The 19,804-nt window shown below is 69.7% G+C and carries 16 protein-coding genes and 1 pseudogene; 12 read left to right on the forward strand and 5 right to left on the reverse strand.

What is annotated here, in order from left to right; genetic code table 11:
• Positions 1-164 precede the first annotated feature (164 nt).
• The 7 genes from VF794_RS31165 to VF794_RS31195 all read left to right on the forward strand — a co-directional run bounded on the left by VF794_RS31165 (position 165) and on the right by VF794_RS31195 (position 7,020).
• On the forward strand, positions 165-530 hold the full coding sequence (locus tag VF794_RS31165; protein WP_331116754.1) for a hypothetical protein: 366 nt from the start codon (positions 165-167) through the stop codon (positions 528-530).
• A 222-nt stretch (positions 531-752) separates the two neighbouring features.
• Positions 753-1,637: a DUF2381 family protein gene (locus VF794_RS31170; RefSeq protein ID WP_331116755.1), complete on the forward strand. Its 885-nt coding sequence runs from the start codon at positions 753-755 to the stop codon at positions 1,635-1,637.
• 203 nt (positions 1,638-1,840) lie between these two features.
• Positions 1,841-2,140, forward strand: coding sequence for a hypothetical protein (locus VF794_RS31175; protein ID WP_331116756.1), 300 nt, complete (start codon positions 1,841-1,843; stop codon positions 2,138-2,140).
• A 280-nt stretch (positions 2,141-2,420) separates the two neighbouring features.
• Complete coding sequence (locus VF794_RS31180) at positions 2,421-3,704, forward strand: PEGA domain-containing protein (RefSeq protein ID WP_331116757.1); 1,284 nt, start codon at positions 2,421-2,423, stop codon at positions 3,702-3,704.
• A 2-nt stretch (positions 3,705-3,706) separates the two neighbouring features.
• Positions 3,707-4,873: a MopE-related protein gene (locus VF794_RS31185; protein WP_331116758.1), complete on the forward strand. Its 1,167-nt coding sequence runs from the start codon at positions 3,707-3,709 to the stop codon at positions 4,871-4,873.
• Positions 4,874-5,042: 169 nt separating this feature from the next.
• On the forward strand, positions 5,043-6,359 hold the full coding sequence (locus VF794_RS31190) for a serine/threonine-protein kinase (RefSeq protein WP_331116759.1): 1,317 nt from the start codon (positions 5,043-5,045) through the stop codon (positions 6,357-6,359).
• Positions 6,331-7,020 carry a tetratricopeptide repeat protein gene (locus VF794_RS31195; protein WP_331116760.1) on the forward strand — a complete coding sequence of 230 codons (690 nt, stop codon included), beginning with the start codon at positions 6,331-6,333 and terminating at the stop codon, positions 7,018-7,020. Before VF794_RS31190 ends, VF794_RS31195 begins: the two co-directional genes overlap by 29 nt.
• Positions 7,021-7,039: 19 nt before the next feature.
• Here VF794_RS31195 and VF794_RS31200 read toward each other — a convergent pair whose 3' ends face one another.
• Entirely contained in the window at positions 7,040-7,588 is a 549-nt protein-coding gene (locus tag VF794_RS31200) for an FHA domain-containing protein (RefSeq protein ID WP_331116761.1), read from the reverse strand.
• 162 nt (positions 7,589-7,750) lie between these two features.
• On the opposite strand from VF794_RS31200, the gene VF794_RS31205 reads away from it, so the two are divergent.
• Positions 7,751-12,124: an amidohydrolase family protein gene (locus VF794_RS31205; protein ID WP_331116762.1), complete on the forward strand. Its 4,374-nt coding sequence runs from the start codon at positions 7,751-7,753 to the stop codon at positions 12,122-12,124.
• 86 nt (positions 12,125-12,210) lie between these two features.
• On the opposite strand, the gene VF794_RS31210 is transcribed toward VF794_RS31205, so the two are convergent.
• The 4 genes from VF794_RS31210 to VF794_RS31225 are packed head-to-tail and all read right to left on the reverse strand — an operon-like array spanning position 12,211 to position 15,326.
• A complete protein-coding gene (locus VF794_RS31210; protein ID WP_331116763.1) occupies positions 12,211-12,846 on the reverse strand; it encodes a helix-turn-helix domain-containing protein in 636 nt (211 codons plus the stop codon).
• Positions 12,847-12,894: 48 nt separating this feature from the next.
• Positions 12,895-14,091 (reverse strand): metallophosphoesterase, encoded by a 1,197-nt coding sequence (locus VF794_RS31215; protein ID WP_331116764.1) that lies wholly within the window; start codon positions 14,089-14,091, stop codon positions 12,895-12,897.
• 18 nt (positions 14,092-14,109) lie between these two features.
• Positions 14,110-15,015, reverse strand: coding sequence for a TIGR01777 family oxidoreductase (locus tag VF794_RS31220; protein WP_331116765.1), 906 nt, complete (start codon positions 15,013-15,015; stop codon positions 14,110-14,112).
• Positions 15,012-15,326, reverse strand: a complete 315-nt coding sequence (locus VF794_RS31225; RefSeq protein ID WP_331116766.1) for a hypothetical protein — start codon at positions 15,324-15,326, stop codon at positions 15,012-15,014. The genes VF794_RS31220 and VF794_RS31225 overlap by 4 nt, the downstream gene beginning before the upstream one ends.
• A 353-nt stretch (positions 15,327-15,679) precedes the next feature.
• Between VF794_RS31225 and VF794_RS31230 the strand changes: the two genes are divergently transcribed.
• The 4 genes and pseudogenes from VF794_RS31230 to VF794_RS31245 form a co-directional block, all read left to right on the forward strand.
• Entirely contained in the window at positions 15,680-16,759 is a 1,080-nt protein-coding gene (locus tag VF794_RS31230; protein ID WP_331116767.1) for a polyprenyl synthetase family protein, read from the forward strand.
• 13 nt (positions 16,760-16,772) lie between these two features.
• Positions 16,773-18,317 (forward strand): phytoene desaturase family protein, encoded by a 1,545-nt coding sequence (locus VF794_RS31235; RefSeq protein ID WP_331116768.1) that lies wholly within the window; start codon positions 16,773-16,775, stop codon positions 18,315-18,317.
• A complete protein-coding gene (locus tag VF794_RS31240) occupies positions 18,314-19,327 on the forward strand; it encodes a phytoene/squalene synthase family protein (protein WP_331116769.1) in 1,014 nt (337 codons plus the stop codon). Before VF794_RS31235 ends, VF794_RS31240 begins: the two co-directional genes overlap by 4 nt.
• Positions 19,324-19,804: pseudogene (locus VF794_RS31245) on the forward strand (3-hydroxy-3-methylglutaryl-CoA reductase); the annotation flags it as partial. The gene VF794_RS31240 and the pseudogene VF794_RS31245, both read left to right, overlap by 4 nt.

Consider the following 19,804-nt stretch of genomic DNA (forward strand, 5'->3'; position numbering starts at 1 on the left):
ACGTCCGGAAGTGAGGTGTGTTTTTGTGCTACATGACTTGCGGACGTCCGAAAGTGACCCGCTCCGCGCCTGCGTGCTCATGCCTCTTGAAGCAGGGTACTGGGAGGAGAAGCGCCGTCTCTGGGGGCGGACGGGAGGCCGAGACATGGACTCCTTCGGGCTTCGTGTCACGTGTAAGGGCGCGCCTGTCTCCGCCGGGCGACACGCTCATCGAGTTGCCGCGGGAGAACGGCGGGGTAGTGGCCAGGAGCTTCGAGGAGTGCAGTGTGGACGACGTGGAGCGGGCCACGCGGGCCAGGCGGGCCCCGCCCCCGGTGCGAGTGCCCGTGCCGGACCAGGCCCGGCTGCTCTTCTTCGAGGACAGCCTCTTCCGGAAGTTCAACGGGGTGGCCCAGGTGCGCTTCTCCGCGCAGAACGAGGACGGCAAGACGTTCCTGACCCTGCAGGGCGTGCCGATGATGGAAGTGCCGCGGCTCATCCAGGCGCTCCAGGAGGGACTGGAGGCCCAGCCCTCGCTCAGGGCGAACTAGCACTCCGCATCCCGTCGAGCTGACGTAGACGACAGGGAGGGGCGCCGGGCCGGCAACGGTCGGTGTTTCCTCCCTGTTCCTGCCCTCCATCGACCAGGGAACGTCGGTACGGGAGAGGGCGTGCTCGGCTGGTGGCCTGCGACCCGCTCTGATAAGTTGTGCCGCGCTATGCGGAACTTCCTACTTCGCTGGTCTACCCTGCTTCTTTTCCTCGTGGTGCCCGTGGCCGTGGCCAAGGACGGCCGCGAGCCCAATGAGCGGAACATCTACCTCTCGGACCATACGAGCCGAGGGGCGCCTGACGTGTACGTTGTCGGCGGTATCTTGACCGTCCTTCGTTTGGAGCAGCCTTGCGACCCAGCACGAACCAGAATGCTGGCCTGGGAAGGCCGCTTCGAGCCTGTGGAGTGTGTCGGGAAACGGGTGCTTCTAGAGCCCCTCCGCGATCTTGAGTCCGAAGACCGACTCATGCTGCTGGTAACGCTCGCGGATGGAACGGAACTGCCCTTCACCGTGACATCACGGCAGGAGACCACCGACGACCGGACGGGCGATCAACAGGTCAACGTGTTCCGTGACCGCGAGGCCCCGAAAGCGGTGCTTGCGTCCCTGTACGACTCGCTGCGGAGGGAGGGACAGCTCAGAGCGGAAGTCGAGCGTTACCGAAAAGAGGACTCAGTCAATCACTCTCTTGCCGGGCTCTTGGCGAAGGGAGACACGAAACAGACGCCGTTTCGTCAGCGGTACACGGCACTATTCAAGAGCCCTACGGGTGTGGAATTGCACGTCTCCGTGTTGGCTAGCAGGAACCGGGACAAAGCGGCGGTGGTCTTCAAGGTGAAGAACAACAGCCCGACCGAGCCTTGGAGTCTGATGGAGGCCCGCTTGATCACGGATGATGGGCGAGAGGAGAGACCGTTTGCGCTGCGTGCCTCCCAGAAGTACTGGGGGCCGGGTGGGCAAAGTGGGCAGATCGCCGTTGTCCTGGACGCGAGTGCCTTTGACTCGAAGACAGGCCCCGACCGGCTTGTTCTGGAACTCTTCCGAGAAGGAGACGGTCTGCGGCAGGCATGGGTTCATCTGGATAAACAAATGCTGCGTTGGTAGACCCCGCCCTCATGGCTCCCGTTCGCTCACTGCTTTCCGCTTCTGTCCTGCTGCTTTGCATGTCCTCCAGTTGCACGACGACGGGGGGCGCTTCCCTTCGCCCGGACGGTAGCCCCGGACCGGAAGCGTGCCCGGAAAAGGCGCTCGAAACCATGCGGCGTCTTGGTCTGAGCGTTGGGGACGCTTCGGATGTCGAACTTGACGTGAACCAGACCGACACCAGTCCCATCACGCTGTACGACGGTCCCGTGGAGAGCATGTTGAACAGTCCCCTGGGGACTCTTCCGACAGTCACCCGTCTCTATGGACGGGTCTGGACAGGTGGCCCACAGGTCGTCATCCGGTATTACGAAGCGCATGTACCGGACGAAGAGCCGATTCCGATTTGTGCTGTGGCTCGGCTCGCACGCGGTCAACTCAAGAAGAAACCCGAGTCCAAGCCGGGAACGGCCATCCTCGAATTCTCGAGCGCGGGGCTCTACCTTGTGAACTCGTTCCGGTGAACCACCGACGCGCTGCGCTGACCCGGAAACCCATCCCCCGTGCTTCCTGCCCTCCGCGGACAACTGACGATGCCGCCCTGGGAGTTCTTGGAGCAGGTGTTGCGCACCCGTCGCAGCCTCTACTCGTTGGGGAGTGAAGGCCGTCTGTAAGTGGGGTGTGTTTGGGGCTTACATGACTTGCGGACGTCCGGAAGTCACCTGCCTGCTCCCTCTGCAAGAGCTTTTGGCCGTGGGCGGGGAGTCCTCCGCAACGGGCTCTGTTCAGGGTAGAACAGGGTCCATGCGTATTCCCGTCGTGTATGTGGCCGGTCTGCTGGCGCTCGCGCTGGCTGGCGGCCCGGCCAGGGCCCAGGAGGGTGGTCTCGGGCTGGACCTGTCTGGCGATGCGAACACCCAGACCGAAGAGAAGCCCCAGGACGTCGGTGAGGGCACCTCGACCGAGGGCACCTCGCAGGACCCTGGCGGCATGGGCATGGACTTGAGCGCGGGGCTGGACCTGAGCATCCCCGGCGCGGACCTGATGCCACGCTTCTCGCTGGTGGGCCTGGAGACGCCGGACAAGGCGGGCGCCGCGGTGGCCAAGCGCTGGGTGGGCTGGCTCCAGGCGCAGGCGATGCGCACCGGCCAGGTGGCCCGGGGCCCGGACCCGGTCGAGGCCAAGCAGCAGCTCGAGGCGGAGTACGAGACGACCCTGCAATGCGGGGAAGCCTCGTGCTTCACCACGGCGGCGGACACGCTCGACGCGGACCTGCTCACCACGGCGCGGCTGGCGCTGGAGGAGGGGACGTGGACGCTGCGGCTGTGGACGTACGACCGCGACCGGGGCGTGGTGGAGCTGGACGTGGTGACGGGCCGCAAGCCCAATGACAGCAACTTCATCCGTCAGGCCGGCGCCACGCTCTCGAAGCGGGTGGGGGAGCTGGCGAAGCCGCGCTCCCTGTTGAAGGTGTCCGTCAACGTGTCGCAGGCGGTGGTGCGCGTGGGCCCGCGCATGCTGGGCGTGGGCAATGTCGAGGCGAAGTTGCCGCCCGGTGAGGTGCAGCTCGTCGTGGAGGCCGACGAGTACTCCACCTATACGAAGACGCTGACGCTCACCCCCGGCAAGACCGAGGAGGTGGCGGTGCGCCTGGAGCTCAACGGCCCCGCGCCGGAAGGGCCTCCCGCGGACGCGGTGGCGGGCCTGGGGAAGAAGAAGCCGGCGAAGGCCTCCGGCGGCGGTTCCCTCTTCAGCCGCCCCGCCCTCTACTCCGCGGTGGTGGGACTGGCGGCGGTGGGCGTGGGCGCGGCGCTCGGCGCGAGCTCCAAGGGCATCATCAGCCGGGCCCAGCCGGACGCGACGGGCGTGGTGGGCGTCACCCGGAGCGAGTACCAAGCGGCCCAGCAGCAGGGCTCGCTCGCCACGGCCCTCATGGCGGGAGGTGGCGCGCTGGCCGGCGGCAGCCTCCTGTGGCTCGTCATCGTTCCGTCGCGCGCCGAGCCGCCCTCCTCGTCGCTGGGCCCCGTGTCCTCCGGGGCGGGCAAGAGTGGCACGACCCTGCACTTCGTGGTTGGCGGGAGCTTCTGAACATGAAGTCCTTCTCTTCTCTTTTCGTCTGTTTCCTCGCCCTCTCCGCCGCGGGTTGTTTCGCGCCGGACCTGGCGGACGACACCATCTACAGCTGCGACACCACCGCCGACTGCGGCGTGGAGGGCCTGCTGTGCGCTCCCCGCGCGGGCCTGCGCGGCTACTGCTGCCAGCCCACCGCCGAGGTGTGCAATGGCAAGGACGACGACTGCGACGGCCAGGCGGACGAGCTGGCCGCGACCTCCTGCTACGGCGGCCCCGCGGGCACCGCGGGCAAGGGCCTCTGCGTGGCGGGCACGCCCTCCTGTGGCGCCAACGGTGAGATCATCTGCGTCGGCGAGGTGCGGCCCGTCAACGAGCTGTGCAACGCCAAGGACGACGACTGCGACGGCGTGGTGGACGAGGACTTCGATCTGACGATCAGCGCCTCCCACTGCGGCCGGTGTGGCAACGCGTGCGCCGCGGGCTTCTCGTGCGTCAGCAGCACCTGCCAGAAGGTCGCGGAGGTGTGCACCGATGGCCTCGACAACGACAGGGACAATGGCACGGACTGCGCGGACACCGAGTGCAACGGTCAGTCGTGCAGCAAGAGCGGCGACCCCGCGGCCTGCACCTGCGTGGGGGGCAAGGCCAGGGAGATGGTGTGCGGCGACGGGGCGGACAACGACGGGGACATCATCGTCGACTGCCTCGACGTGGACTGCGACGGCAAGGCGTGCAACGCCACCCTCGGCGGCTGTGTCTGCGCCAACCAGGCCAAGACCGAGACCATCTGCAGCGATGGCAAGAACAACGATGGCGATCCCTACACGGATTGCGAGGACGCCGATTGTGTCGCCAAGGAGTGCAATCTCACCGGGGGGTGCATCTGTGAGAATGGTGCCAAGAAGGAGACCATCTGCTCCGACGGCGTGAGCAACGACGATGGCGACACCCTCATCGATTGCGCGGATGGCGATTGTTCCGGCAAGCAGTGCAACGCCACCCTCGGGGGTTGCACCTGCGCGAACAACAAGGCGACGGAGACCGTCTGCAACGACGCCAAGGACAACGACAGCGAAGGCGGCACGGACTGCGCGGACCCGGACTGCAACGGCAAGACCTGCAACAAGGCGGGTGGCGGGACGGGCACGTGCAAGGTCGTGAGCGGTACGCGCACGTGTAACTGAGTCGTACCCGAGGGCCGGTCCGCTTCTCTCCAGCGGACCCTTCCTGACTTCCGCCTACCCGCGGACGGAACACTCCGTCCGTCCGCGGGGGGGAAGAGTCGTCTCCCTGGCAACATCTCAGGCCCCGTGGGTTGCCGGGGACTGAGAGGATGGAAAGGTTTGCCGCCTCATGGGCGGCGACGACGTCATCGCGGGCACGGTGCTCTCTGGCGGCTTGCGGGCCGTCGGAGGTTCTACGGTTGTGGACCGGGAGCTCCAGGCAGGCCAGGTGGTGGGCAGCTACCAATTGGAGCGCCTGCTGGGCGAGGGCTCCATGGGCCAGGTCTTCCAGGCCCGCCACGTGCGGCTGGGGCGCCAGGTGGCCCTCAAGGTGCTGCGCTCCAACTTCGCCCATGACAGTGGCTTCGTGCAGCGCTTCTTCCAGGAGGCGCGCTCCGTCAATCAGATCAACCACGAGCACATCGTCGAGATCTTCGACTTCGTGGAGGACGCGGAGCACGGGCACGTCTACTGCGTGATGGAGCTGCTGCGCGGGCAGAGCCTCTCCGCGCTCATGAAGGAGGAGCAGCTGTCCGTGCTGCGCATCCGCCGCATGGTGGTGCAGGTATGCGCGGCGCTGGGCGCGGCGCACCAGCTCGGGGTGGTGCACCGGGACGTGAAGCCGGACAACCTCTTCGTCATCCACAAGGGCGGGCAAGCGGACTTCGTCAAGGTGCTCGACTTCGGGGTGGCCAAGGTGCTCACCGCCGAGAACACCAGTGGCACGCTGGATGGCACCATCATCGGCACGCCCACGTACATGTCGCCGGAGCAGGCCGCGGGCCTGCCGGTGGACCACCGCGCGGACATCTACGGGGTGGGCACCGTCCTCTACGAAATGCTCAGCGGCCGGCCGCCCTTCCAGGCGCCCAACTTCGGCCAGCTCATGGTGAAGGTCATCACCGAGTCACCGCCGCCGCTGCCCTCGCACACCCCCTCGGGGGAGCCGGTGCCGGAGGCGCTGGCCCAGCTCACCCTGCGCTGCCTGGCCAAGGAGCCCGCGGATCGTCCCCAGCAGCTCTCCGAGGTCATCACCGCGCTGCTGGCGGAGCTGGCGCCGGAGCCCGTCACCCGTGACGACGACCAGCGCCTCACGCAGCCGCTGCCGGTGCCCAGGGGCCTGTCCAGCTCCCGGCGCACGTGGATGGCGCTCGCCGCGGGCGCGCTGGCGCTGATGGGCGCCGGGCTCGCTCTGTGGCCGGAGACCCCGGCTCCGACCCCGATGGTGAAGGAGCTTCCCCGGGCGAGCGCGCCCCTGGGCCTGCGGGTGGAGCTGGCCGGCCATGCCCCGAGCGAGCACCACGTGCGGCTCGAGGAGCCCGCCACCCTCTCGGTGCCCGTGGAGCCGCGGAAGTCCCAGGCAGAGGCGCGCACGCTCGCGCCCGGCAGTGCCCACCGCAAGAAGGCAGGAACGCGCGATGACGTCATTGATCCTTTCGCTCGCTAATCGCGTGCTGCCGGTGCTGATGGCCGTGGCGCTCGCGCTGGCGCCCCTGGGGGCCTCCGCGGCCAAGGCGGGCACGGCGCAGCCGGACGCGGAGGTGCTGGCCCGCGCGAAGTTCGCCGAGGGCAATCTCGCCTATGACCTGGGCGAGTTCCAGAAGGCCCTGGACGCCTACAGCGAGGCCTACCGGCTGAGGCCGCTGCCGGGCTTCCTCTTCAACATCGCCCAGTGCCACCGGCAGCTGGGACGCCCCGAGCGCGCCAGCTTCTTCTACGGGCGCTACCTGTCGCTCTCGAAGGAGGAGCCGCCCAACGCCCCGCTGGTGCGCGACCTCATCAAGGAGATGGACGTGGCGGTGCTCAAGGAGCAGGAGCGGCGCCAGAAGCGGGAAGAGACGGCGAGGGATCTGGCGCGGGCCAACGCGCTGCGGGCACAGGCGGAGTCGGTCGCCACGCGCCGGGCCCAGTCGCAGGACGGCAAGCGCGGGGTGACGCCCCAGGCCAAGGCGACGGCGACGACCGGGGCCGAGGTGAAGGACGGCGGCCTGACGAAGAAGTGGTGGGTGTGGGCGGGGGCGGGGGCGGTGGCGCTCGTCGCCGGGGGCGTCGTCTACGCCGCGACGGCGCCGCAACCGCGCCCCACCAGCCTGGGCACCATCCGCTAGGGGAGGGCGCCCCGCTCGCTCAAGTCGACGACCGGGACGCGCGCTGCTGCTGCGCCAGCAACAGGGCGGCGATGTGGCCCATGCGGGTGTGGAAGCTCTCGGCGTCGTGGTAGGTGAGCCGCACGTCGCCCAGCTGCAGCTGCATGCCGGACTCCAACGGCGTGGGCATCCCGGGCCGCAGTTGCTTTCCGCTGAGCAGCGCCGGTCCACCCTGGCTGAGCGCCTCCACCTTCCAGCTTCCGTCCGGGTGGCAGCGCAGCGTCAGGTGCTCGCGAGACACCGTGGCGTCGTTGACGACGAACACGTTGTGCGAGGCTCGCCCCAGGGTCAGCGTGTCGCGGCCGGCCCCCGGGGCCAGCTCGAAGCACATGGCATCTCCAGCGGGCAGACAGACGCGGAGATCCGAGGTGGGCAGCCGGGTGTCCCCGTGGTTCTGCTCACTGTTCTCCGGCACATTCCATACGCCGGACTCCCACACCAACCAGCTGTGCGGGTAACGGGCTCGGAACTTTTCCTTCAGTGCGAGGTGCTGTCGTACGAGCAGGGACAGCAACAGGGCGCGTGCCATGGGTCGAGAGACAATCACCTTCGGGCGCTGATCGCCACTGGTCTGAAGGGTGGCCTGTCCACGATCGCGCCTTCTTCGGCTCCATGGGGGCCCGGGGGCAGGCGTCCAGCCGTCCGGACTGGATTTTCGCACCGAGCCCCCCTGGAACTAAGGTGGGGCCCCATGAGCCAACCCCCCCGCCTCCTGCTGGCCGCGCTGTGCGCGGGCCTGCTCCTGGCCGCGTGCACGCCGTCCGAGGTCTGCGGCGATGGCCGCATCGAAGGCACGGAGAAGTGTGACGACGGCAACACCGCCGACGGCGACGGCTGTTCCAGCAGCTGTGCTCCGGACAGCGCGCCCCCCCCGGAGCCGGGGCCGATGCGGGAGTGTCCCGGCGCGGCGAGCCTGCCCAAGCCGGAGGCCGGGGATACGTGCAAGGTGCTGGCGGCGCAGGGGACGCCCAGTGGCGCGCGCCTCTACCTGGGCGTGGTGCTGATGGACGGCCAGACGCTCCAGGGCGGTCAGGTGCTGGTGGACGGGCAGGGCGTCATCCAGTGCGCGGCGTGCGACTGCTCGGACAAGGCGGGGGCGGCCGGGGCCGTGCGCATCTCGTGCCCGGAGGGCGTCATCTCCCCGGGACTCATCAACGCGCACGACCACATCGACTACCAGCGGGTGCCGCGCCCGGCGAACCCGGAGCGCTTCGAGCACCGCCACGACTGGCGCAGGGGCTCCGGCGGGCACACGCGGCTGGAGAGCGGTGGAGGCACGGACGACGCCATCCGCTGGGCCGAGCTGCGCCAGGTGATGTCGGGCACCACCTCCATCGCCAGCAGCGGTGGCCTGGCGGGCCTGCTGCGCAACCTGAACTCCGCCGGCAACCAGGAGGCCCTGGGGGAGCCGGCGCTGAAGTTCCAGACCTTCCCGCTGGATGACAGCGGCGGCACGGAGCGCACCAGCGGGTGTGCCTACGGGACGATCGACACCCCGAGCGCCATCCCGGCGCAGGCGGCCTATCTGCCGCACGTGTCCGAGGGCATCGAGGAGTCGGCGCACAACGAGTTCCGCTGCCTGTCGGGCCAGGGCGCCGGCAGCCAGGATCTGCTGACGCCGCGCACGGCCATCATCCACGGCATCGGCCTCACGGCGGCGGACATCCGCACGATGGCCGAGCGGCACACCGGCCTCATCTGGTCGCCCCGCTCCAACATCTATCTCTACGGCGACACGGCGATGGTGACGGCCTACAAGCGGCTGGGTGTGCAGATCGCCCTGGGCTCGGACTGGCTCCAGTCGGGCTCCATGAACATGCTGCGCGAGCTTCAGTGCGCGGACTACCTCAACGCGGTGCACTACTCGCGGGCGTTCACCGATGAGGAGCTGTGGCGGATGGCCACCGTGAACGCCGCGGACCTGACGGACACCGCGGAGAAGCTGGGTCGCCTCACCCCGGGCAAGGTGGCGGACCTGGCCATCTACCGGCTGCGCTCCTTCGCCACCTCGCCCCACCGCGCCGTCATCGCCGCCAACCCGGAGGACGTGGTCCTCACCGTGCGCGGCGGCAAGCCCCTCTATGGTGACAAGGCCGTGGTGAGCGCGCTGACGACGGACGCCTGTGAGGCCCTGGACGTGTGCGGCACCCCCAAGGCGGCATGCGTGCAGTCCGAGCTGTCCGGGAAGACGCTCGAGGCGCTGCGGACCGCCAACGCCGCCTCGTACGAGCTCTTCTCCTGCGGCAAGCCGCCGACGGACGAGCCCACCTGCGTCCCGCAGCGCATCGCGGACGTTCCGGTGCCGGCCTCGGTGAATGGCTCCACCCTCTACAGGGGCGAGCGCACGGCCGCCGACCCCGACGGCGACGGCCTCGCCAACGAGCAGGACAACTGCCCCGGTGTCTTCAACCCCGTGCGGCCCATGGACAACGGCAAGCAGGCGGACACCGACGGGGATGGCGTGGGCGATGCGTGCGATACCTGCCCGCTCGACGCCAACAGCACCAGCTGCACGGCCTCCAACCCCAACGATCGGGATGGGGACGGCCTCGAGGCGAGCGCGGACAACTGCCCCTTCGCCGCCAACGCGGACCAGAAGGACTCGGACGGCGACGGCATGGGCGATGCGTGCGACGCCTGCGCCGCGGCCAACAGCGGCAACGCGGCCTGCCCGGTGTCCATCTATGACATCAAGACACTGGTGGGGGGCAAGAGCCCGTACCTGAACCAGACGATCGCCCTGAAGAACGTGGTGGTGACGGCGGTGGCCGACAGCGGCTTCTTCGCCCAGGTGCGCCCGGAGGAGGCCGGCTACGCCGGTGCGCCGAGGTCAGGGCTCTTCGTCTTCACCCGGACCCGGCCCGCCCTGATAGTGGGCGATGTCGTCGACATCCACTCGGGCGACGTGTCCAACTACTTCGGACAGCTCCAGCTCACCAACCCCGTCTTCACCCAGGTGGGCACTGGCACGCCGCCCGCGCCGCTCCCCGTCACCCCGGCCGAAATCCGCACCGGAGGCCCGCACGCCGCGGCGCTCGAGAGCGTCCTGGTGAAGGTGGAGAACGTCTACGTGACGAAGCTGGATCCCACCCCTGGCGGGGGCGACTCCACTCCCACCCATGAGTACGTCGTGGATGCCACGGCGGGCTCGGATGGGGAACTCGTGGGCGTGCGCGTCAATGACCTGGTGTTCAAGTACACCGCCCGCCCGGCGGTGGGCACGAAGCTGCGCTCCCTGACCGGCGTGCTGGAGCTGCGCAACAGCCACTCCAAGCTGGAGCCTCGGAGCAAGGAGGACCTGGTTCCGGCCTTCTCCTTCGGGCCCTCGGGCAACTCGGTGCGCGCGGGCAACAACGGGAGCACCTTCCCGCAGGTGCTCACCGTGTCCCTGCCGGCGCCCTACTTCGAGGACGTGGACGTCACCGTCACCTCCGCGGATGTGAACGTGCTGCGCGTGGCCAATGGTGGCCGCTTCGTCATCCCCGCCGGAAGCACCTCCGTCAACGTGGTGCTGGAGCCGCTGCTGGAGGCCTCGTCCGTGAGTCTGACCGCCTCGGTGCGCGGCTTCAGCCAGGAGTCCTCCGTCCGCGTGCTGAGCGCCACGGCCCGGCCCACGCGCGTGCAGCTCAGCCCCACCTCCCTCATCACCGGGCCCGGGCTCGAGACGGAGTTCACCGCCCGCCTGGACATTCCCGCTCTGGAGCGCACCACCCTGGACGTCGGCGTGCTGACGGACGGGTTGGGCACGGTGAGCCCGGCCCAGGTGACCTTCGCGCCCAACACCTCCACCGCCACCTTCACCTTCAAGACCCTGGAGGCGCCGACCGCCACGACGGGCTCCGTCCAGGTCCTGGGTGCCGGCCTCGGCGCGACGGCGGACATCGTCGTCTCCGAGGACATGCCGAAGCTCCTCGAGCTCACCCCGGCGGGGGCGGTGACCGTCATCCAGGGCAGCACCCAGACGTTCACCCTGAAGCTGGACAAGCCGGCGCTGGGCAACACGACGGTGAAGCTCGCGGCGGTGTCCGATGGGGGGGCCTTCGGCACGCTCTCCGCTTCCTCGGTGACGCTGCTCAAGGGGCAGACCACGGCCACCTTCACCTTCACCGCGGATGCCGCGGGCGACACCACCGGCACCCTCACCGCCACGCTCAAGGACTCGCTCTCCACCCGCGTGACGGTGCGCCCGCCGTTCCCGAAGCCCACCTCCCTCACCCCGGCGACCGCGCTGGTGCAACCCGGCACGACGCAGGCCTTCACGGTGGAGCTGGACAAGCCGGCCGAGGCCGGGGGCGCGGACGTGACGTTCAGCCTCGAGCCCGCCACCGGCCTGGGCTCGCTCGACACCGCGACCGTCCACATCGACGCGGGTCGGACGAAGGGCACGGTGACCTTCACCGCCGGCTCCACGCTCGTGCGAGGCAGCCTCCGCGCCACCCTGGCCGGCACGACGCTCGCCTCCACGGTGTGGGTGGTCAACACCCGCAAGGGGCTCGTCATCAACGAGGTGGACTACGACAACGTCGGCACCACCGACACCAAGGAGTTCGTGGAGCTCTACAACGCCTCGGATGCCGCCATCCCGCTGGCCAACCTGGCGCTCGTCTTCGTCAACGGCAACGGCAACGTCGAGTACGCCCGGGTCGACCTGTCCAAGGCTGGCACCGAGCTGCTGGCGGGGGAGTACCTCCTCATCGGTCCGAGCGCGGTGCTCGACACGGTGAGCTCCGCCTCGGTGAAGAAGCTCGTGCTGCCCACCCCGACGCCCCCCCTGGAGCTCATCCAGAACGGCGCGCCCGACGGCCTGGCCCTCCTCGACACGGCGCTGGGCACGCTCATCGACGCGCTCTCGTACGAGGGCGACACGACGAGCCTCACGACGAGTGACGGCAAGACGTTCAGCCTGCTGGAGGGGACGAAGCCCACCACCACGCTGGCGGATAGCGGCTCCGTGGAGGGCTCGCTGTCCCGCCTGCCCAATGCCCTGGACACCGACTCGAACGCGGAGGACTTCGCCTTCACGGGCAAGCCCACCCCTGGCGCGCCGAACGTGACGACGCCTTGAGACTCCGCGGGCCCGGGGCCTCGCGGTGAGTCCACGCCCTCCGCGTCACCGACTCCAGGTGTCGCGGGGGGCGTCTTCGTTTCAGCTCAGCGCTTGACGATTCCGTCGACCATGAGCCCGGTGAGGGTCGTGTAGGCCGGGTCATACGCCAGCGAATCGCGGAACAGGTTCTGGTGCATCAGCGAGCCGAGGAACCCACCGATGATGGCGTGCGCGGCGGTTCCGGGGTCCAGGTCCTCGCGGAACTCCTTCGACTTGCGCTGCCCGTAGCGGATGATGTTCGCCGCCATCTCCACGTACAGCCCCAGCTTCTCCCGGATGGACGCGGCCACCCGGTCGTTCATGTCCGCCGACTCCGCGGCCACCATCCCGAAGAAGATGCCGTACTCGCGGTGGGCGCGCAGGAACTGCTGCGTGCGCCCGAGGAGGGCCTCGAGCTGCTGTCGCGCCGTCAGCTTGCGCTGCTCCTCGATCAGCTCCTTGAACTCGTTGAGGAAGCGCCCGTGCAACTCCTCGATGGCGGACAGCAGCAGGTCCTCCTTCGTGGGGAAGTGCCAGTAGAGTGCCCCGGGGGTCATCCGGATGGCCTTGGCCAGCTCCGCCATCGTCGTCGCCAGGATGCCCCGGCGCGCGAACAGCGTGATGGCCGCCTCCATGATTTCCACCCGCGTCCGGGCCGCGCGTTCCTGCTTGATCTCCCGCTTCGCCGCTTCCTTGCGCATTTCGCCCCGTATCCTACTCACCTCGGGCGAACAGCGTCACCCCCCAGGTCAGGCGAGCAGCGTCACTTTCACGATCTCCGAGGGAGCGGCCACGCGCAGCGGCGGACCCCAGAAGCCGGTGCCCCGGCTCACGTAGAGGTGGCCCTGGCCCTCGTGGAACAGCCCCGCGTCGTGCTCCCAGACGGCGGACACCACGAGGTTGAAGGGGAAGAACTGTCCGCCGTGTGTGTGCCCGGAGAGCTGAAGTCCCATGCCCGCCTTCAGCGCCTGATCTCGCCAGCCGCTGGGCTGGTGCGCCAGCAGCACCGAGGCGCGTGACGGGTCCCTCCCCGCCGTGGCCGCCGCCAGGTCATAGCTGCGGCTCGCCGGGTAGCCCGAGCGCCGTGCCGCGAAGTCGTCCACGCCCACGAGGTCGAACGAAGCCCCCGGCTCGCCGATGCGCACGTGGCGGTTGCGCAGCACCGTCAGCCCCATGCGCGTGAGGGCCTCGGCCCAGGCCTCGTCGCCCGAGAAGTACTCGTGGTTGCCCGTGACGAAGTACGTGCCGTGCCGCGAGCGCAGGTTGCTCAACGCGCTCGCCGCGAAGCCGAGCTCCTCCACGCTGCCATCCACCAGGTCGCCCGTGATGCACACCAGGTCCCCCTTGAGCGCGTTGCTCTGAGACACCAGCGCGTCCATGAAGCGGCGCTGGATGAGCGGGCCCACGTGGATGTCGCTGAGCTGGATGATGCTGAAGCCGTCCAGGGCCTTGGGCAGCCCGGGCAGCCGGACCGCTATCTCGTTCACCACCGGGGGCGTATAGGCGCGCCACATGCCGTAGCTGGCCACGCCACCGCTGGCCACCAGCGCGGCGCCCGCGCTCGCCCGGGCGAGGAACTGCCGCCGCTCCTCGGACACCACGGGGGCCGGGGCCGCCTCCGCCGCGCGTCGGCGCTTCAGCCAGCCCAGGAGCTTCTGGACTCCGCCCAGTGACAGCACCGCGAGCAGCAGGTAGGTGGCCGCCCCCATCCACAGCCAGCCCAGCTTCCCCAGGGCGGACGCCACTTCGGCGGGCAGGAGACGCGGCAGCAGTCGCCAGCTGATCATCAGGAAAGCCAGCAGCGCCATCGCCACCATGCCCGCCCTCCGCCAACCCGGGTGCTTCGCCGTGTCCCGGAAGAGGCGCCGGTACAGGTAGACGTGGCCCAGCACCACCACCAGGGACAGGGTGCCGAAGAAGAGGAGGAATCGGAGCGGAGTGGCCATGGAGTCCTGAATACTGCCCTACCCCAGGAGCGAGCGCAGGGCCTCCGGCAGCGTGGGGAACTGGAAGGGGTAGCCGGCCTCCCGCGCGTGCCGGGGCAGCGCCCGCTGGCCCCCGAGCACCACCTCGGACATCTCCCCCAGCGCCGCCTTCAGCGCGAAGGAGGGCACCGGCACCACGGCGGGACGGCCCAGCGCGGCCCCGAGCGCCCGGGAGAAGTCCGCGTTCGTCACCGGCTCCGGGGCCGTCACGTTCAGCGGCCCGCTCAGCTCCGGGTGCTCGAGCGCGAAGAGGAGCAGCCCCAGCGTGTCCTCGCGGTGCACCCAGCTCAAGTACTGCTGGCCCGAGCCCATCCTCCCGCCCAGGCCCAGGCGGAAGGGCGGCAGCATCTTCTTCAGCGCGCCGCCCTCCGGGTGCAGCACCACGCCAATGCGCGGCACCACCGTACGGATGCCCGCGGAGGCCGCCTGGAGCGCCTCGGCCTCCCAGGCCCGGCACACCCCCGCGAGGAAGTCCTCTCCGGGCGAGCTGCTCTCCGTGAGTGGCTCCGCGCCCCGGTGGCTGCCGTAGTAGCCAATGGCCGAAGCGGACACGAAGTGCCGCACCGTGCCCGCCGCGCGCAGGGCCTCCACCAGCAGGCGCGTGCCCACCACCCGGCTGTCGCGGATGCGCTGGCGCGCGCTCTGCGTCCACCGCTGGGCCACCGGCTCGCCCGCCAGGTGCACCACCGCCTCGGCTCCCCCCAGCGCCTCCGGGGACAGCGGCGTGGTCGCGTCGAAGAAGGAGCCACTCACGCCCTCGGGCAGCCGCGCCAAGGTGCGCTTCACGTCCCGCGCCAGCACGTGCACGGTGTGGCCCCGCTCCAGCAACCGCTGGACGAAGACGGGGCCGAGAAAGCCGCTCGCTCCGGTGAGGGCCACCTTCATGGCCGCGACTCCTGGGGCCCGCCCTGGCCGAGCAGCTCACCGAGCGCCTCGAAGAACGCCTCCATGTCTTTCTCCTTCATCCGGCCAGAGTAGCGGAAGACCACCTGCCCGCCGCCGTCCAGCAGCAGCACGGACGAGGTCTTCTTCGGCAGGCTCCAGGGGCTTTGGCCCAGGGTCCCCTTCAGGTCCACGAGGATGGGGACGCCCCACTTCTTCTCCTCGGCGCGCACGTGCGAGAGGGCGATGCCCCGCGCGGGGAAGAAGTCGTAGGCCTCCAGATTGGCCACCGCCACCACCCAGGCCGCGTCCAACAGGCCCTGCGACCGCCCCCGAGCGAAGAGAGCCTCCTTGAAGGATGAGTTGAGTGTCGTGGAGTGGCGATCCTCATAAAAGAGAATGACGGGTTTTCCCCGCCATCGCGACAGCGCCACTTCCTTCCCGTCCGATCCTCTCAACGTTGCGTCCAGCGGTCCGGGGCTGGGCCCGGTCGCGAGTGAGGGGCTCGTGGCCAACAGGGCGACCGTCAGCATGCCTGCAATCCGTGTGGGCATCGGGACCTCCTATGGACAAAGCTTCAACTAACGTTGAACATAGCGTTGACATGGCCTGGACACAAACGTTACCTCCAGGCTCGAAGCGCCCCATTGCCCCGGAGGACAGCAGCATGGGCCCGACGCCGTTCCTGACTGCCCCGCCCATGCCCGTTCCCTCGGTGGGGCAGGCCTGGCTCAAGCTGGTGCAGGCCCAGGTGGAGGCGTCCCTGGTGGAACTGCTGGAGCTGCCGGACGAGTCCAGGCTGGATGCACGTTGGACGCGGGTGCTGGAGCAGGTGCGCGAGTACGTGCTGCGCCCCAGCCGCCGGGTGCGCACGGCGCTGTTGCTGGCCGGCTACTGCCTGGCGCGGGGCTCGGCGGCGGTGCCGGCCGGGCTGTGGCGCTTCGCGGCGGGGCTGGAGCTGCTGCACTCCTTCCTCGGCATCCACGATGACGTGACGGATCGGGCGGCGCTGCGCCACGGCGGGCTGGCCATGCACCACCTGCTGGCCCCGGGCCGCGCGGGGCAGGACCTGGCGGTGGTGGTGGGGGACCACCTCTTCGCGCGCGCGCTGGAGACGATGCTGGGCTCGGAGCTGCCGGGCGCGGCGCGGGCCAGCCAGTTCTACCTGCGCGTGTTCCGCCACACCTCGGTGGGGCGGTACCTGGACCTGGGGATGTCACCACTCGGCTCGGTGGGCGTGCGGCAGTCGCTGCGCGTGGCCCGTTTGAAGACGGCGCGCCAGGGCTTCTGCGCGTCGCTGCCCTGCGGGGCGATGCTGGCCGGGGCTCACACGGGGCTTCAGCTGCGGCTGGCCCGGGTGGGAGACCAGGTGGGGCTGGCGTGGCAGCTGAAGGATGACCTGTGCGGCCTCTTCGGGGATGCGCGGACGTCCGGCAAGAGCGCCGACTGCGACTTCATGTTGGGCCGGCGCACCTTCCCGGTGGTGGTGGCCTGGTCGCGCGCATGCCCCGAGGTGCGCCGGGAGATGGAGTCGCTGTGGGCGCTGCCTCCCGAGCGCAAGAACGAGCTCGTGCGGACCCGGGCGCGCCGGCTGGTCGAGGAGGCCGGTGGACGGGTGGCCACGGAGCGCCTGGTGGCGCGGGCCTCGAGCGGAGCCGAGCGCACGCTCGCGGCGCTGCCCAACCCCAACGGCCTGCGCGACCTGTTGCGGTCCCTCGTCGGCCAGATGTCCCACCGGATGAGCTGAAGAGGAGAAGACCGTGAGCCAGGGCAAGCGACAGGCGGTGGTGGTGGGCGCGGGCGTGGGAGGGCTCGCGGCGGCGGCGCGGCTGGCGCACCAGGGCTTCGACGTACAGCTCTTCGAGAAGACGGACGGCCCCGGCGGGCGCTGCAACCGCCTCCAGGTGGACGGCTTCACCTGGGACCTGGGCCCCACCATCGTGCTGATGCCCGAGGTGTTCCAGGAGACCTTCGCCGCGCTCGGCCGGCGGCTGGAGGACTACCTCACGTTCATGCGGTGCGACCCCAACTACCGCATCCACTACCGCGACGGCTCGGACATCACCTTCACCTCCGAGCTGTGCGCCATGGGGCGCGAGCTGGAGCGGATCGAACCCGGCAGCTACGCGCGCTACCTGGCCTTCCTCGCGCAGGGGCGCACCCAGTACCGCACCAGCCTGGACCACCTGGTGGGCCGTAACTATTCGGGCATCTCCGACTATTTCGCGCCCTCGGTGCTCAAGAAGATCTTCCAGGTGCGCGCCCACCGCCGCATGTACGCGGACGTCAGCCGCTACTTCCAGGACGAGCGGCTGCGCGCGGCGATGACCTTCCAGACGATGTACCTGGGGGTGTCGCCCTTCGCCTCGCCGGCCGTGTACGGGCTGCTGCCCTTCACCGAGCTGGGCGTGGGCGTGTGGTTCCCCAAGGGCGGGCTGTATGCCATTCCCCTCGCGCTGGAGAAGGTGGCGCGCGAGGAGGGGGTGCGGCTGCACTACGGCGCGCCGGTCAAGCGCATCCTCACCGAGGGTGCCCGCGCCACGGGCGTGCTGCTGGAGGACGGGCAGGTGGTGAAGGCGGACGTGGTGCTCTGCAACGCGGACCTGCCCTACGCGTACGAGAAGTTGTTGGACCCGAAGGTCACCACGCTCAAGCGCGCCAAGACGCTGCGCTACACCTCCAGCGGCTACATGCTCTACCTGGGGATGCGCCGCCGCTACGAGGGGCTTCAACACCACAACGTCATCTTCGGGCGCGACTACAAGGGCTCCTTCGACGACATCTTCGAGCGCTTCCGCGTCCCCGAGGATCCGAGCTTCTACGTCAACGCTCCGGCCCACACGGACCCGAGCCTCGCGCCGCCGGGCAAGGACGCGCTCTACGTGCTGGTGCCGGTGCCCCACCAGCACCCGAACGTGGACTGGAAGGTCGAGGGCCCGAAGGTGCGGGCGAAGGTGTTCCAGCGACTGGCCGAGCTGGGCTACCCGGAGCTGGAGCGCGACATCGAGGTGGAGCGCGTCGTCACCCCCGACGACTGGGCGTCCACCTTCAACCTGGCCCGGGGCAGCGCCTTCGGGCTGGCGCAGAACTTCTTCCAGATCGGCCCCTTCCGGCCGGCCAACCAGGACTCGCGGGTGCGCAACCTCTTCTTCGTGGGGGCGTCCACCCAGCCGGGCACCGGGCTTCCGACGGTGCTCATCTCCGCGAGGCTGACGGTGGAGCGCATTCTGCAGTGGTCGGGTGTGGGCGATGTGGTGAAGACCCCCGGAGTCGCCGGGAGCGGTGCAATGGAGGAGGCGGCATGACGTCCCAGGACAAGACCCTTGTGGCACGTGGTTACGAGATGGCGCGCGAGGTGACGCGCAATCACGCCAAGAGCTTCTTCTTCGCGTCCTTCCTGCTCTTCGGCATGCGGCGCAAGGCGGCCTTCGCCCTCTACGCGTTCTGCCGGCGGTTGGATGACATGGTGGACGTGGCGGACGGGGCCGCTCGAGGGGCGGTGCCCGAGGGGTTGGCCGAGCGACTGGCGAGCACTCGCCGGGCGGTGGCCGAGCTCTACCTGGAGACGCCGGAGCTGGCGGATCCGCGCATGCCTCCGCCCGCCACGCGCGCCAGCGGGGGGGACGGTCCGTGGAACGCGGCGGAGCTGGCCGCGCTGGTGGACTGCATCCGCCGCTTCCGCGTCCCCGAGCAGCCCATGCAGGACCTCATCTCCGGCATGGAGATGGACCTGACGAAGCGCCGCTACGCGAGCTGGGCGGAGCTGGACCTGTACTGCTACCGGGTGGCGGGCGTGGTGGGGCTGATGATGGCGCCGATGCTGGGCTGCTCGGCGGAGTGGGCGCTCGGGCCGGCGGCGGACCTCGGCCGCGCCATGCAGCTCACCAACATCCTCCGGGACGTGAAGGAGGACCTGGACCGGGACCGTGTCTACCTCCCGCTGGACGAGCTGGCCGCCTTCGGCCTGTCCGTGGACGACCTGCACCGGGGCGTGGTGGATGACCGGTGGCGCGGCTTCATGCGCTTCCAGATCGCCCGGTCGCGCACCCTCTACGCGCGGGCGGCCGCGGGCATCCCCGCGCTCTCCGGCTTCGGGTGCCAGCGCATGGTGAAGCTGATGGGCTCCATCTACGGGGACATCCTGCGCGTCATCGAGACGCGCGACTACGACGTCTTCAGCGGGCGGGCCGCGGTGCCGGGCTCGCGCAAGCTGGCGCTGGCCACGAACATCCTGGTGCGGCCCACGGCGGTGCTACCCGCGGCGGTACTGCCCGAGGCGTCCGTGCCACTGCTTCCCAGGGGAGTGAGTTCATGAGCGACGACACAGTCCAGACATTGAAGGTGAAGCGCTCCTCCCGCCTGTCGGGCTTCTACCGGCAGTCGCCGGAGCGCCGCCGGACGCGGCTGGTGGAGTCTCGCTGGCTGGCCCCGGAGGACGCGGAGGCGTGCGCGGGGCTGGGCGGGTTCGACGAGGCCTGCGCGGACGCGATGGTGGAGAACGTCATCGGCCTGCACGGCCTGCCGCTGGGCGTCGCGCTCAACTTCGTGGTGAATGGGCAGGACCGGCTGGTGCCCATGGCGGTGGAGGAGCCCTCCATCATCGCCGCGGCGAGCTACGCGGCCCGGTTGTGCGCCGAGGGTGGTGGCTTCTCCGTGTCGGCGGACGGCCCCATCACCACCGCCCAGGTGCAGCTGCTGGGCGTGCCCCAGTTGGAGGCGGCCGAGGCCTCGCTGCGCGCGGAGACGCCGGAGCTGCTGGCCGAGGCCAACGCCTTCCTGGGCAACATGTGCG

Source organism: Archangium sp. (genome assembly GCF_036389735.1).
Taxonomy (GTDB): domain Bacteria; phylum Myxococcota; class Myxococcia; order Myxococcales; family Myxococcaceae; genus Archangium.